This is a genomic window from Flavobacterium sp. XGLA_31, assembly GCF_051547105.1.
GTDB lineage: Bacteria > Bacteroidota > Bacteroidia > Flavobacteriales > Flavobacteriaceae > Flavobacterium.
The window spans coordinates 24,984-40,188 of the sequence record NZ_JBPTTM010000006.1; the positions used below are offsets into that span (position 1 = coordinate 24,984).

Annotated in this window: 15 protein-coding genes; 4 read left to right on the forward strand and 11 right to left on the reverse strand. The window is 43.8% G+C overall.

Annotated features, from left to right (window positions below):
- The first annotated feature begins 44 nt into the window (after positions 1-44).
- Positions 45-335 carry a 4a-hydroxytetrahydrobiopterin dehydratase gene (locus ACSVH6_RS10905; RefSeq protein ID WP_438078399.1) on the forward strand — a complete coding sequence of 97 codons (291 nt, stop codon included), beginning with the start codon at positions 45-47 and terminating at the stop codon, positions 333-335.
- A gap of 48 nt (positions 336-383) precedes the next feature.
- Here the strand turns inward: ACSVH6_RS10905 and acs are convergent, their stop codons facing one another.
- The 10 genes from acs to ACSVH6_RS10955 all read right to left on the reverse strand — a co-directional run bounded on the left by acs (position 384) and on the right by ACSVH6_RS10955 (position 12,156).
- On the reverse strand, positions 384-2,291 hold the full coding sequence (acs, locus tag ACSVH6_RS10910) for an acetate--CoA ligase (protein WP_438078401.1): 1,908 nt from the start codon (positions 2,289-2,291) through the stop codon (positions 384-386).
- 88 nt (positions 2,292-2,379) lie between these two features.
- Positions 2,380-4,275, reverse strand: a complete 1,896-nt coding sequence (locus ACSVH6_RS10915; RefSeq protein WP_438078403.1) for an AMP-binding protein — start codon at positions 4,273-4,275, stop codon at positions 2,380-2,382.
- Between the two features lie 188 nt (positions 4,276-4,463).
- The gene (locus ACSVH6_RS10920) at positions 4,464-5,237 is read right to left on the reverse strand and encodes a hypothetical protein (protein WP_438078405.1); all 774 of its coding nucleotides are present in this window, start codon (positions 5,235-5,237) and stop codon (positions 4,464-4,466) included.
- 35 nt (positions 5,238-5,272) lie between these two features.
- Positions 5,273-5,638 (reverse strand): response regulator transcription factor, encoded by a 366-nt coding sequence (locus tag ACSVH6_RS10925; protein WP_438078407.1) that lies wholly within the window; start codon positions 5,636-5,638, stop codon positions 5,273-5,275.
- A gap of 2 nt (positions 5,639-5,640) precedes the next feature.
- Positions 5,641-8,337 carry an ATP-binding protein gene (locus ACSVH6_RS10930; protein WP_438078409.1) on the reverse strand — a complete coding sequence of 899 codons (2,697 nt, stop codon included), beginning with the start codon at positions 8,335-8,337 and terminating at the stop codon, positions 5,641-5,643.
- Positions 8,330-8,524, reverse strand: a complete 195-nt coding sequence (locus ACSVH6_RS10935; RefSeq protein ID WP_438078411.1) for a hypothetical protein — start codon at positions 8,522-8,524, stop codon at positions 8,330-8,332. The genes ACSVH6_RS10930 and ACSVH6_RS10935 overlap by 8 nt, the downstream gene beginning before the upstream one ends.
- Before the next feature lie 66 nt (positions 8,525-8,590).
- Positions 8,591-8,815: a DUF6814 family protein gene (locus ACSVH6_RS10940; protein WP_438078413.1), complete on the reverse strand. Its 225-nt coding sequence runs from the start codon at positions 8,813-8,815 to the stop codon at positions 8,591-8,593.
- 12 nt (positions 8,816-8,827) lie between these two features.
- Complete coding sequence (locus ACSVH6_RS10945; protein WP_438078415.1) at positions 8,828-10,366, reverse strand: MFS transporter; 1,539 nt, start codon at positions 10,364-10,366, stop codon at positions 8,828-8,830.
- Positions 10,367-10,402: 36 nt separating this feature from the next.
- Positions 10,403-11,641: a hypothetical protein gene (locus ACSVH6_RS10950; RefSeq protein WP_438078417.1), complete on the reverse strand. Its 1,239-nt coding sequence runs from the start codon at positions 11,639-11,641 to the stop codon at positions 10,403-10,405.
- A 95-nt stretch (positions 11,642-11,736) separates the two neighbouring features.
- Positions 11,737-12,156: a transposase-like zinc-binding domain-containing protein gene (locus ACSVH6_RS10955; RefSeq protein ID WP_438078419.1), complete on the reverse strand. Its 420-nt coding sequence runs from the start codon at positions 12,154-12,156 to the stop codon at positions 11,737-11,739.
- 277 nt (positions 12,157-12,433) lie between these two features.
- Here ACSVH6_RS10955 and ACSVH6_RS10960 point away from each other — a divergent pair, with 277 nt between their 5' ends.
- The 3 genes from ACSVH6_RS10960 to ACSVH6_RS10970 all read left to right on the forward strand — a co-directional run bounded on the left by ACSVH6_RS10960 (position 12,434) and on the right by ACSVH6_RS10970 (position 14,118).
- Positions 12,434-12,856: a hypothetical protein gene (locus ACSVH6_RS10960; protein ID WP_438078421.1), complete on the forward strand. Its 423-nt coding sequence runs from the start codon at positions 12,434-12,436 to the stop codon at positions 12,854-12,856.
- Between the two features lie 148 nt (positions 12,857-13,004).
- Positions 13,005-13,427 carry a hypothetical protein gene (locus tag ACSVH6_RS10965; protein ID WP_438078423.1) on the forward strand — a complete coding sequence of 141 codons (423 nt, stop codon included), beginning with the start codon at positions 13,005-13,007 and terminating at the stop codon, positions 13,425-13,427.
- 157 nt (positions 13,428-13,584) lie between these two features.
- The gene (locus ACSVH6_RS10970) at positions 13,585-14,118 is read left to right on the forward strand and encodes a hypothetical protein (RefSeq protein ID WP_438078425.1); all 534 of its coding nucleotides are present in this window, start codon (positions 13,585-13,587) and stop codon (positions 14,116-14,118) included.
- Between the two features lie 51 nt (positions 14,119-14,169).
- On the opposite strand, the gene ACSVH6_RS10975 is transcribed toward ACSVH6_RS10970, so the two are convergent.
- Positions 14,170-14,811 (reverse strand): DUF6266 family protein, encoded by a 642-nt coding sequence (locus tag ACSVH6_RS10975; RefSeq protein ID WP_438078427.1) that lies wholly within the window; start codon positions 14,809-14,811, stop codon positions 14,170-14,172.
- Between the last annotated feature and the right edge of the window lie 394 nt (positions 14,812-15,205).

Sequence of the window (15,205 nt, forward strand, 5' to 3'; positions counted from 1 at the left end):
TTTAAATACCGTAACTTTACTCTACTAACAAAACACCACATACTATGACACTGTTAACCAATGAAATCCTTACTGAAGCCTTAGCGCATGTTCCGGGTTGGGTGTATGAAGATAATGCCATCCGGAAAGAGTTTGTCTTTAAAAGTTTTCCTGACGCCATCTCTACCGTCAATAAAATTGCCGTCGTGGCAGAAGAAATGAATCATCATCCGGAATGGACCAATGTATACAACAAGCTTATCATACGGTTGTACACCCATGACAGCTTGGGTGTGACCACCAAGGACATCCGCCTGGCTCATGCCATTGAAGTCATTCTGAAAGAAAACGGATAGTTATCCTGTTTCTAAAAAAAAGCGCCAACGGTATGTTGGCGCTTTTTTTTATACTTTTCCTTCTTTAATCTCATCCACAATCTCGGGATTCAATAAAGTGGAAATATCACCGAAATTACTAAAGTCGCCCTCAGCAATCTTTCTCAGAATGCGGCGCATGATTTTTCCGGAACGGGTTTTCGGCAAGCCCGATACAAACTGAATCTTATCCAGTTTGGCAATAGGTCCTATTTGGTCGGAAATCAATTGGTTGATTTCTTTAGCCAAATTGGCTTTATCACGGCTCTCTCCCACTTCTTTCAAAATAATGAAACCGTACAAGGCATTGCCCTTAATATCGTGTGGGAATCCTACAATCGCGCTTTCTGCTACTGCCGGATGCTCATTGATAGCATCTTCAATAGGCGCTGTTCCCAAATTATGGCCCGAAACGATAATGACGTCATCTACCCTACCGGTAATTCTGTAGTACCCCACCTCATCGCGCAAAGCACCATCACCTGTAAAATATTTACCCGGAAAAGCCGTGAAATAGGTTTCTTTATACCGTTGATGATCACCCCAAATGGTTCGGGCTATAGAAGGCCACGGGAATTTAATACACAAACTTCCGGTTACCTGATTGCCTTCAATTTCATTGCGCAATTCATCCATCAGCACCGGCTGAATTCCCGGCAATGGCAATGAGGCATACGTGGGTTTGGTTGGCGTTACAAAAGGTATCGGCGAAATCATAATCCCTCCGGTCTCCGTTTGCCACCAAGTATCCACCAACGGACAGCGCTTGCCGCCCACATGGTCGTTGTACCAGTGCCAGGCTTCTTCATTGATAGGTTCACCTACCGAACCAATCACTTTTAACGAACTCAACGGAAAACGTTGCACATAATCCAAACTTTCTTTGGCCAAAGCCCTGATGGCTGTTGGTGCCGTATAAAACTGAGTTACTTTATGTTTTTCAATCACTTCCCAAAAACGACTGAAATCAGGATAGGAAGGAACGCCTTCAAAAATGACGGTAGTAGCTCCGTTCAATAATGGACCGTAAAGAATATAGGAATGTCCGGTAATCCAACCTATGTCGGCGGTACACCAGTACACATCGTTCTCCTCGTAATTGAATATGTTTTTAAACGTATAAGCCGTATACACCATGTAGCCGGCGGTAGTATGTACCATTCCTTTAGGTTTTCCGGTAGAGCCCGAAGTATACAGGATAAACAACGGATCTTCAGCATCCATAATCTCCGCCACGTTATTCGGAATTGCAGCATCTAAAAGTGGTTGTAACCAAATGTCACGCCCTTCCTTCATGTGTACATCCGTATGAGTTCGTTTGACCACCAATACTTTTTCTACACAAGGGGTCTTCTCTAAGGCTTCATCAACAATCCCTTTCAAATCAATGGCTTTATTCCCACGGTAGCTACCGTCAGACGTAATGACCAACTTGCATTCACAATCATTGATACGCGCCGCCACGGCAGAAGCCGAAAAACCGGCAAAAACTACCGAATGGATGGCACCGATACGGGCACAAGCCAAAACCGCTACAGCCAATTCGGGTATCATGGGCAAGTAAATGCATACACGGTCTCCTTTTTTCACCCCCTGTTCCTGCAATACATTTGCCATTTTTGACACACGGGCATACAATTCATTATAGGTAATGTGCTGGGCTTCTTCCTCAGGATTATTGGGCTCAAAAATAATAGCTGTTTTATCACCGCGACGGGCCAAATGCCGGTCGATACAGTTCTTGGTAATGTTTACTTTAGCATCTAAAAACCATTTGAAGCTGGCTTGTTGGAAATCAAATTCAAAAACCTTCTCCCATTTTTGGTACCAGGTAAAATTTTCATCGGCTATTTTGTCCCAAAACTTACGGGGCTCCCTAACCGATTTTTTATACATTTTAAAATAATGCTCCAGATTATCTATCTTGTAATAACTCATTGTAAATCTTATTTTATTATCATTTTGTATGGGTAAATATACTTATTCTAAGTATGCCATATTTATTTTTATTGCTAAATTACTATAGCTATTTATAGCTTCCTATTTTAGCTTTTTCCAACTCTTCCTGAATCTCACCAATGATGGCTTCGTCATCGATAGTAGAGGGAATTTGGAACTGTTCCCCATCGACTATACTACGCAGCAATTTGCGCAATATTTTTCCCGAACGGGTTTTCGGCAAGCGCTGCACCACAATCACATCGCGCAAAGCAGCCACAGCACCTATTTGCTCTCGAACCAACTGTACTATTTCATATTGCAGCTGGAAATGCTCAATGGTTTCTCCTGATTTCATTACCACTAATGCCAACGGAATCTGCCCTCTCAACTCATCATTGATGCCAATCACAGCACACTCTGCCACAGAGTGATGGGCGGATACAATTTCTTCCATCTCGGCAGTAGACAGTCGGTGGCCCGCCACATTAATGACATCATCTACCCTGCCGGTAACATAGATATACCCCTCATCGTCTTTATAGCCCCCGTCTCCCGAAAAATAATAGCCTGGGAAACGCTGGAGATAGCCGGCTTGAAAACGCGGATTGTCATTCCAAATGTCAAGTAAAGTCCCCGGAGGCAACGGCAATTTAATGACCAAATATCCTTCTTCATTAGGCCCCAATTCCTGACCGTTTTCTCCCAATATCTGAATATCATACCCGCAAACCGCTTTCCCGGCAGAACCCGGCTTGATCGGTAGGTATTCCACCCCCATCATGTTGGCAATCATCGGCCAGCCCGACTCGGTTTGCCACCAATGATCAATAGCCGGAATCGGAATGTGTTCTCGGTACCATTCCAAAGTAGAGACATCACAACGCTCCCCTGCCAAGAACTGGGTCCGCAGCGAACTCAAATCGTATTGCTTGATAAACGCGCCGTTAGGGTCTTCTTTTTTGATAGCACGAATGGCTGTCGGAGCGGTAAACATGGCGCATACTTTATGCTCGGCAATAATTCTCCAAAACGTACTGGCATCGGGCGTTTTGATGGGTTTCCCTTCAAATAAAACCGAAGTGTTTCTGTTAATCAGCGGGCCGTATACAATGAAACTGTGTCCCACGACCCAACCCACATCGGAAGCCGCCCAAAAAACCTCACCCGGATTGACCCCGTAAATCTTTTGCATCGAAAATTTCAGTGCCGTGGCGTAGCCTCCGGTATCCCGAACAATCCCTTTGGGTTTTCCGGTAGTGCCTGATGTGTACAATACATACAGCGGATGGGTAGACGCAACCGGTACGCAAGGCGTTTCCTCAGAACCATAAACTAAGGCATCATAATCGACATCATATTTTTTAAACGGAATCCTTGCTCCCAGCTTGCGGTTGAGCACCACCACTTTTTTAGGTTTGTGCGTTGCTAATGCAATCGCCTCATCTACCAGTGGTTTGTAAGCAATCAGTCGGTCAATTTCAATGCCCGAGGAAGCGGTTAGCACTACTCGTGGCTTGCAATCGTCAATACGAATGGCTAACTCATGAGGTGCAAAGCCTCCAAAAACCACCGAATGGGTCACCCCAATGCGAGCACAAGCCAACATGGCAAAGGCCGCCTGCGGAATCATCGGCATATAGATAATCGCCGTTTCCCCTTTTTTTAATCCCAGTGACAGTAAACCTCCGGCCAACTTGGCCACTTCGGTCTTTACTTCGTTATAGGTATATTTTTTGATGGTTTGGGTTACCGGTGAGTCGTAGATGTAAGCAATCTGCTCGCCGTGACCATCCTGTATGTGCTTGTCTAAGGCCAGGTAACAGCAGTTCAGCATGCCGTCTTCGTACCAAAGCGGATATCCGTTGGCATCTTGCGAGAGTATGGTACTGGGTTTTTGATACCACTCTATAGCATCAGCTTGTTGTGTCCAGAAGGCTTCCGGATTGTCGATGCTTTCTTTATAAAATGAGTTGTAATTCATTGATACTATACCTATTTAATTAATGAAACAGTATAGTAAATGTAACGGTTTATCGCATACACAATTCATTTTTTTTGCTAAATAGGTATATACAAAAACGCCGGGCTTAAAAACAAAAAAAAGACTGAATGTAAACACCCAGTCTTTTTAAAAATAAGTAGTTAAAGGTGCTTCTCACCTTGTTGCTATTATAATTGATTTCGGGTTGAACTAAAAGTTCCGTTGGTTACTGATACCGGGTCACCATTATCATCCACGCCATAGAATTCAAATGTACCGGCTATAGTTGTACTGTTAAGCGTGGTAATAGTGATGTTTCCTGTGTCTCCGTCAAAAGTTAGGAAATCAGCCGTGAAATGAAAATGACCTTCGTAAGTAGTAAGATCAGGAGTAACACCAAAATGAGTTATAGGATGTGCGCCTAAAGTAGGATTTAATGGCATATAAAGATCGATTACTTTATAATCCATATTAATTCCATCCCAACCGTGTATATCTTTTTTGTCATTATCCCATGTTTCTGCCACAAAAGTGTACTGAACATTGTTATATTTAAACGATATAAAGGTAGTAGGAGCCGCCGCAGTGGTAAATGTTACTTGGTTCCCATAAGCGGTACCGGCACTGTTAATAGCATAAGCTCTGGCGTAATATACCGTATTGGCAGTTAACGAGGTCAAACTACTGGTAAAAGCCCCTGTAGTTCCTGTTTCTGTTGTTAAGTCGTCTTCAACAGTCGGGTTGGGAGTAGTAGACCAACAGATACCGCGCGCTGTTACAGTATTACCGCTGTCATCTGTTACATTTCCTCCCACAGTTGCCGAAGTAGACGAGATTGAGGTAGCATCCACTGTGGTTACTGTGGCTAAGCCTGAAGGAGATGAATCACTACTGCTACTGCACGAGACAATACCAATCGACGTTGTTAAAAGAATAGCAAAAGCTAAAATTGTTTTTTTCATAGTTTGTTTATTATTTATTGAGTTAATTAAAAATTCTACTTTGAGAGTAAATCCATTACCTGGTCTACTAATTTTTTAACGGAAAATGGTTTCGTTAAATACGCATCAGCTCCTAGAGCCAACCCTTTTTCAATGTCCTTTTCCTTATTTTTTGCCGATAAGAAAATGACTTTGGTATGTTTCAAATTGGCATCTTTCTTAATTTGTTCTAACGTGCTATACCCATCAACCATCGGCATCATTACATCTAAGATGATCATATCAGGAAAGTTGTTTTTTAAAATATCCAAAGCTTCCTGACCGTCGCGTGCAATAAACACTTCAAAGTTATTTTTCTTGAAGGTGTATTCCAGTGACATTACAATGTTGGGCTCGTCATCTACAATTAAAACTTTCTTCATAACTATTGATTTGATTCCGCTTTTTTGGGCAGGGTAAAAGCAATACAAGCGCCTTTGGTACTTGGTTGCACCCAAATTTTTCCTTTGTGGTGATCAATTATTTGTTTACTAATGGCTAACCCTAAACCACTCCCTACCGGTTTTTTGATATTTTGATTAGTCGATTGGTAAAATTTGTCAAATATAGACACAAAATCGTTGGGTTCAATCCCTTTTCCGTTATCGTGGACGAATGTATGTATAAAATTGTCTTTCTCCACTACCTGAATGGTGATCAGTCCTTCTTTTTCGGGACAGAATTTGATGGCATTCGATATTAAATTGGTCAACACCTGCACAATACGGTCTTCGTCATAAAAAGCATTTACCTTGTCTTTTGACTCAATGTGAACGGTTATCTTCTTATTCCGAATCAATTGTTGCAGCGGCTCAACCGCATTTTCAATGGTTTTAACCAAATTGTGTTTGGCCGGATGTATCGTTTGTTTTCCGGTTTCAAACTTCTCTAAATCGAGTATTTTATCAATCAGTCGGTTCAGTCGGTCGGATTCAGAAATGATGTTTTGCAGAAACTGCTTTCTCAATTCCTCCGGTATGTCATCATCGTCGTGCAGAATTTCACTGGCCGCGCGTATGGCCGTTATCGGGGTGCGCAATTCGTGGGTGACCGTATCCAGGAACTCGTCTTTCTGTTGGTCTTTTTCCATCAATGATTCATTGGCCTTTTGCAACTGTGCCGTGATTTCTTTGAGCTCGTTAGACGTTTCCGTCAGTTTCTTGTTGATGATGATATTTTCTTTGGATTCTTCCAAAATCTTCAACACTTCGGGCAGCGTAATCTTCTCCTCTTTGACCACGCTGGCAATCAAAATTCGGGCGGAAGCCGTCCCGATATGCCCCGTCAATAGGTTTTCCGAAAACTTAATCAAACGCGCATCGGCCAGCTCCTGGTCTTTATCTACATTGTATTTCAGGTTGAAGATGTTCATCGCCCGCTTGGTTCGTTCTTCTCCCAAAAAGCGAATCAACACCTTTTCGATATCGCTGGTATAGGCCGTTCCTTTCCACACAAAAGCATTCTCGTGGTTGGTGATGTATTTGTTGATATCAATAAACATCTCCGCATAATTGCGTTCGCGGTAATTGCCTTTGAAACTCACCGAAACCGCAAAATACACTACCGTGTTGAACAGCAAACTCCAAAACAGGGCATGTTGTACCGGCTGAAGGTAATCCAGTCCAAACAACTGAAACGGCCGGAGCAAATGATACCCCATCAGCCCTTCAGAGATGAAGGTACTGTGGCTGTTGGTCAACCCAATGGCGTAAGGGCCCAACAGGGTGTAAATGCAAATGACAAATCCTATGAGGATTCCGTAAACGGCTCCGAGTCGCGAACCCCTGCGCCAGAACAAAGCTCCGAAAAAGGCCGGGGCCAATTGGGCAATAATCACAAAAGCAATCAACCCGATTGACACCAGACTGTAATCCAACCCGAAAAACCGGTAAATGAGGTACGCCACGATAATCAAACTGAAAATCCCAATCTTTCGGCTGTTGACTATGGTCTTACTACTGATGGTTTGTTCTTTGCTTTTCAGTTTTCCCAACAGGTTGTACGGAATCAGCACGTTATTGGTAATCATGGTCGACAACCCTATGGAAGACACTACAATCATGGAAATAGCTGCCGAGAAGCCGCCCAAAAACACCAATACCGTCAGTGTCTTGTTGTTGAAAAACTGCGGTATCAGCAGCGAATAGAAATCGGAATTCACCTGAGCCTTTTGGAACAATATATTACCGCCCCAGGCTATCGGATACACAAAAATATTGAACAGCAAAAGATACAACGGAAACAACCATATCGCTTTGTTGACGTGGTTCTCCCGGTTGTTCTCAATAACCGAAACCTGAAACTGTCGTGGCAACAAAAAGATGGCAAACATCGACAACACACAAAGCAGGAACCAATTGATGACCTGAGGCAATCCGCCGATGGTGTTCTTTTCCTTGAAATGTTCCAATACCGATGCTTTTTGATAAATGTCGTCAAAGCCGTCAAAAACAAAGAAGGTGACATACACCCCTATGATGACAAAAAAGACCAACTTCAGGATGCTCTCCATGGCTACTGCGGTGACTATCCCTTTTCGTTTTTCAGAAGCGTCTACATAACGCGTGCCATAGTACGACGCAAAAAGCGCCAAGGCAATGGCCACATAGGTGGTGGTATCGTCAAAAATGTAGTGGCTGGTTTGGGTTTTGGTCACCACGTGAAAAGTCTCCGCGATGGCTTTTAACTGCAGGGCAATATAAGGCAGTATGCCCGTGAGGCAAATCACCGTTACGATAGCTCCCAGGAAACGACTGTTGCCGTAACGCAAGGAAATAAAATCGGCAATACTGGAGATTTTATTCACTCTTGAAATGCGGATAATCTTTTTCAAAATCACAATCCAGGACGGAATGATAATGATAGGCCCCAGGTAAATGGTGATGTAACTCAGCCCGCTTTCAGCCGCCAGCCCAATACTGCCATAATAGGTCCATGCCGTGCAATACACCGCCAAGGACAGCGAATACACATACGGATTGACCGTCCACTTGCTGTTCCCCTTTTTCTCTGCCCAGTGGGCAATGACAAAAAGCATGGCCAGGTAAACCGAAAGGATTAAAAGTAATACGGCACTATTCATGATATCGTTTGATGATGATATAAGACAATAACACGGAGAAGGCCCACACCGAAAAAATATAAATATAAATCACCGGAAACCCCAACAGGCATTGTGCCGAATCAAACAGCAATACTATGGGAATGTTGAGCCCTATGAGCAGTCCCAGAGAGAGAATGACTAATTTTTGTTGGTGTCTTTTTTTCATTGTTTCCTAAATTACCAAAAGCCCTTATGAAATAAGAGCTTTTGCAAACTAACCAAAATAGTTGGGTTACTCGTAATCTTCTTCGTATTCATCGGTTATACAATAATAACCAAATATTGCTAATCCTGTTACAATGAGCGGTAACAAAATAAAGAAAATGATAATCCCAAAAACTAAGTCTTCCTGCTTTCCTGACGTGAGCTTCCCGCCGAAAATGCCAATACTGTAGTACGAAACCGCTGCGGAGAGCAGTAACCATACATATCCTAAATATCTTTTTAATGCGTTCATAATTCCTATGTATTATTCGTGAAGTGTATTAATTTTTCTGTCAATGTATATCATGCCGATTACAAAACAAACGGCGGCTATAGCGATAGGATACCAAAGGCCTTCCAAATAGAATTCGGGATCACCGGCATCTTTGGCCGAAGTTACAAAATAGGTAGATATAGCCGGCAGCAACCCACCGAATATTCCATTCCCCACGTGGTAAGGCAACGACATCGAAGTGTATCTGATTTTTACCGGGAACATCTCCACTAAGAAAGCGGCAATTGGTCCGTACACCATCGTTACAAACAGCACCTGAAGGAATACCAGGAACATCAACATCATTTTATCAGCACCCGTAATGGTTTTGGTGACTTTGGTTTCAATTTTATCCTTACCGCTATCATCCTGCATCAGGATGCTGTGTTCAAAATGCTTGGTTTTGATTTCCTCAACGGTGGTCCCGTCGCTGTAGGTTCTGTTGGTGGTATAAATTGAATCCGTTTTAGTTTCATCCACTTCTTTCATAGAAGGAACGGTAACCGTCTTGTCCGCCAATTCGGTTTTCAATGTCAAATCAGTGGTGGCATACATGGCTTTGTAAATCGGGCGGTACGCCAAAATAGCGAACAACATTCCGGCCATCATGATGTATTTTCGGCCCACCTTGTCACTCAACCATCCGAAGACAATAAAGAACGGTGTACCAATGAGCAAGGCAATTCCCAGCAATGTATCTACTTGTGAGGAATCGATACATTGCACGGTTTTCATGAAATTCATGGCGTAGAATTGCCCCGTATACCACACTACCCCCTGCCCCATTGTGGCGCCGAATAATGCGAGTAAAACGAATTTTAAGTTGTATTTGTGCCCAAAACTTTCCTTTAACGGATTGGTACTGGTTTTTCCTTCTGACTTGGCTTTGGCAAAAACGGGTGACTCGTGCATGTTCTTACGAATGATGTACGATACCAACACCATTAGAATCGAAACCCAAAACGGAACTCTCCATCCCCAGGCTTCAAACGCTTCTTTGGACAAAGCCGATTTGGTAATCAAAATCACCATCAGCGAAATGAACAACCCTACGGTAGCCGTGGTTTGTATCCAGGAAGTCCAGTAGCCTTTTTGTCCTTTCGGCGCGTGCTCGGCCACATAGGTAGCGGCCCCTCCGTATTCACCTCCCAGAGCTAACCCCTGAAGCAGGCGAAGGAGTAACACCAATAAAGGCGCCATAAAACCTATGGTTTCATAACTGGGAATACACCCTATTAAGAACGTGGCCCCTCCCATCAAAAGCAGGGTAACCATAAACGTGTATTTTCTTCCAATGAGGTCGCCCAGGCGTCCGAAGAACAAGGCACCGAAAGGGCGCACTACAAACCCCGCCGCAAACGTGGCCAAGGTAGATAAGAAGGCCGCTGTGGGGTTGTCGGCCGGGAAAAATTTAGTGGAAATCACTACGGCCAAACTACCGAAGATGTAAAAATCATACCATTCAATCATGGTACCCATGGAAGAAGCCGATATGACTTTCCAGATTCCTTTTGTTGATTTATCGCTCATACTGTGTACGTGTTTAATGGGTTAAAGTCAAATTGCTTACAGGTAAATCATGGCTTGCAGCGTTACGGTATTCACCGCGTCGGCACTGCCGTATTTTAAAGTGCTATATTCCAATGACAGTTTGGAGTGGTGCCCGGTCATGAACATGTTGGCTCCTATGCCTATTTGGGTGGCATTGTCATCAATAGCGTCTATCTTTCTGTCGGTGTAGGACACATACGGCTGCCATTTGGTTTTGAAGGCTAACGGCAACAAATACCCGGCGTGCGCATAAATCATCGAACCGGTTTCGTAGGTGGTGCCAAACTTATAGTCTTTTCCGTAATCGTTGTTTTGGTACAAGGCATAAGCCGTCACGGCACCGCCTTTTTTCCCTACCGGAGCATCGTAAAAAGCATCGAGCCCAAAGATTTTTACATCTTCTCCTACCAGTTTCCCGTTGGTGTCGGCCAATACCGAACCGCTGGGGTGCAAGAAGAACCCTGCTCCTATGTTGAATACTTTTTTACTGCCCAAATAGGTTCCTACTTTATACGGCAGGAAGTTGCTCTCGGTATCCAGGAAGTTGTATTCAAAATAACCCGAATAGGTTTTACCGGCTTCTTTTGAACCCAACAAACGTTTCCCTGCATATATGGCCGGGCCGCCGTTTACCGGAACCGTAGCCGCTTCTAAATTGTTGGTCATCGCATCGTTGATGGCCACACGGTATTGGAACTTATCGATGGTACCCTTGGCAAAGATTCCCATGCTGCGGCCAAACTGGTCAGATAAACCTAAATTGGCCCAAGTCTGCCGCTCGTTGTCCAGTGTCATCATGTTGAGCGTGCTGCTACTGTTCAAACGCGAAATCCCGTTCCAGTAGTGCAAACCGCCTCCCATGGCGTGGTTTTTAGACAGGCTGTACTGCACATAGGCATCGTGTAAAAACAACTGCGAGTTGTCTTTGGTCCCCGTCGGACTCATGTTATCCGCATTCAGACTGTTGAGTCCAAAATGGGTCACAATTAAAAAGTCGGGATTGATTTGTGCATATAAGAGCATACGCACCCTGCGCAACGAGAACGTTAAGTCCTCCTGTTCGTTGCCGTTGGCATCGAGGGGTTTGTCACTGTTGTGCTGGGCCCAGAACTGACCCCAGGTGATGATTCTGAAATACTTAGAACCATCTTCGTTGATGTTTACCTTCAGTCCGCTGCCATACTCGGAAGCGCCTTGCGCCTGCCCCAGGGCCGCACATAAAAGCAACGAAGCCGTAATAATCATTTTTTTCATATCGTACTATTGGTTTTGGTTGATTTAACGAGACCAAATTCCACATTTTGTGTTATGAAAAAAATTTGAATATATATATTTGTTAACCTATATAGTTAATCCTTGAAACGCTCCCATTTAATGAGCATGAACTTGTCGCCCAACTCGGTAATGATCATCCCCGCACCCGAGAGATGGTCTTTGTTTTTGAGGTATTCCACCAGTTCCAAGTGGTTGTATATCTTATAGGTAGGATGGTAGTCGGTATGGTTGGGTTTGGTGAGTTTGAATTCCTTCACCCAATTGCTCACCGTAACGTGCGACACCCCGATAATCCGCTCTATTTCGCGAAAACTCAGCCCTTCCAAATAGAGTTGCAGGGCTTTGGTCACATAGTAACTGTCTATCTTTTTCCCCATCTTGTTCACCGTAAAAAAGTAGTTGCACTTTTTGCACAAATACCGCTGCCGGTCTTTGATAATCCCGCTTTTGACGATGGTGTCGCTTTGACATTTGGGACAGGCTAAAATCTCCATATATATAAATTTTGCATAAATATACTATTTTAGCAACAATACAAAAACACTATCTCTATTTTTTTTACTATTTATTTACAGAGTCTCTAATTTTATTGGGTTTTTATTGCATACTACGTACTTTATGACACCAAAGACCGTTTTGGCCTTTTTTGGAGTGGCTTTCGGGTGGCGGTAGTCAGCCTTGGCAACTTTTTGGCATTATAATTGTACTATACACTACAACAGACAGCCAAAAAAAGTGTATTTTTGAATGTCCTAATTAAAAACTACTGTAATGAAACACATACTTTACCTCATGTTCCTTCCGTTGGTATTGGCACCGCGGATGACCCGAGCCCAAGGCACGGCAGAGAAAGACCTGGTGGGTCGCTGGACGGTGACTGAAGTCATCAGCACCAAGCCCAACAACGACACCCAGCTTAAGGTGGTGGCCGGATACAAAAACAGCACCTTTGTATTCAATGCGGACCACAGCTTTGAACTGAAAACGGCCGACAAGTCGATTTACATCACCATGCTTACCCGCCAGTTGGTCAAAGCCCAATGGCAGTGGAACAACAGCACCAATGAAATCAAAATAGGCACGCCGCAAAACAACTACAGCATTCTCAAAATACAGCTGCAACGCAAAAACAGCGACACGCTGTTTATCCTTGAAGACAGCGGTATCGGACTGCTGGTACGTAAAACAGAATAACTCAAAATAAACTACATGGTGAAAAAGGGTATGCCGGGCATACCCTTTTTTTGGTTTTGGTCAGCATAAACTCTATATTAGCAATACTTACTTGGGAAACTGTATCGGTTAACCAAGACTAGCCGGAACTATTTTAAAAGACAAATCAGTGAATGCAAAATCCTTAACTTACCTTTCAAAAATCTGGCTTGTAACCATTTTTGTAACTCCTTTTATTTATTGGCCAATCAATAGCTATATAAATGATAACTCATTCATAAATTTTAGTGAATTTGGCCCGGTACTTTTTGCCTCTGTAGTGGGAGCATCAGTCTTATCACTCCCAACCTTTGTAATTATTTTTATTGTTTTTAGAAAAATGATTAAAGAAGACATCCCTAAAAACAGAATAAAATATACTATTGCCTTTATTGGATTTTTAGGAGTTCTAACTAGCTGCATGATTCTAGATTTTTCTATTTTTTCAAATTTAAAAAGTATTTTTTTTCCCCTCTGTTATGTGTTATGCCTTTGCATTTCCGCCATGTTTTTTAAAATCAACCCCGATTTAGAAAAAAATAATTTCGATTAATCTTAATTCAAAGTACCCCCTCAGTAACTTTAACTACTATCTACTCTGCTTCTGTAAATTGCTCCCATTTTAGGTTTTAGCAGTCATAATAAACACTATATTAGCCTAGCTAACCGGTACCCCTATTACCTCATGGTGTTCCTTTGTTACTAATCATATGAAAAAAACACTTTTACTATCCCTACTTCTCTCCTTTTTGGCCCTTAGTTGTGGCAGTGATTCCGGCGGCGGTACCGAAAACACCGCTCTGAATTTAGTAACCGGAATCTATTGCCGGCAGACCGCGGATGACGTTGCGCTGCGACTCGGCAACCCGAATGTGTTTACCCAAAGCCAATTCGTCATGTATCCCAATCCCGCCACTCAATTTGTTATGGTGGTCGCACAGGAGCCCATCACCGATGCATGGATAGTGCCCGCCACGCCGCAAAAGATTTTTCAAAGTACCGATTTCAACACCGTGCTGCATTCTGATTTGTACACCGAACAAACCCTAACCGCCAACGCCGATATAAGCCTGCATGACTCCACTTCGGGTAATTTGCTACTGGAAATAGCCGACCTTCCCAAAGGGTATTACAGAATCGTGGTCAAAATAGGTGGCGCCCTGTATTGGGACAACCTGTACAAATACAGCGCACAGGAAAGCAACGAAGACCAGTTCAATGCTATCAGCAGTTTTTGGCAATAAAAAAACTCCCCATCCCGGGGAGTTTTAGCAGGCCCAAGAGGCATCCTCTTGTTAACTCACCGTTACCGCTCCCATATACACGCTGGTGGCATAGCTCTTTTCGTCGGCAGCCACAAAGGTAATCCAGCTCTGTACCTCTACCCCGCTGAAAAAAGTAGGCAGGGTAATGTTGGCCGCTCCCGTTCCCCGGGTGCCTCCGTTCAGCGTAAAATAGTACAGCCCGGTGGTGGGCGCATACACCACGACTACCAACACGTCAGTCTCCACAGCCGAACCCTGCCCGGAGTTGTCGTCCCAGGTGTATTTCAGTCCGTGCGGATCGGGCGAGGTCACGGCAGGGTTTTGCACGCCCAGCAGGTCGCCTTTGGCAATCTGCACCTTCATGTAGTCCATGACAAAATCGGGGTCTACATAGGTCACCGCGTCCTTCATGTGGTAGGACATGGCCTGGTTGCGGCGGGTCAGCTCGCCACTGCCGGGGCCATAGTACTTGCTGATGACCGGACTGATGGGGGTTAAAAAATTAGACACCGCGGTAAATTTCTCGCGTTGCAAGAGCTGGGTGTCGGTTGGGGTACGATCGGTTTTTTTGGGCAGCGAACGCATCACGTCCTTACCGCGCCAACTGGCACCCACGACGGTACCCACTTTTCCTGAAAACGGGCCTAATATGCCCTTGTTGTATGTTCCCATAAGTGTATTGTTTTTAGGGATTACTACTGTGTTTCCCAGCCCTCTAAGCAGCTGATTACCCACAAAGCTATAGCCCTTTTTTCGGCCCCGCAACCGTCTGACTACTTAAGATAGTTTATGACCGCTAAAGATTGCTTATGACTACTTATGACCGCTACTGACTGCTTATGACCGGTCAAATGGCCTATTTTGAGCCCGTTGTTGCGGTGTCGTTCGGGTTTGGTTGCGGTTTCGTTCGCAAAATGGGTACTTTTTGCGAACAAACTGTGGAGAAAGGGCGAAGATGGGTGGGAGAAAAGTAAACGAGTTGCCCGCTCATTTGTAAGCTTTTATGTTGATAACTTTGTAAAAAAACCTACAAATTTGGATTGCATTACTAGCGTGTTTTTTGTAG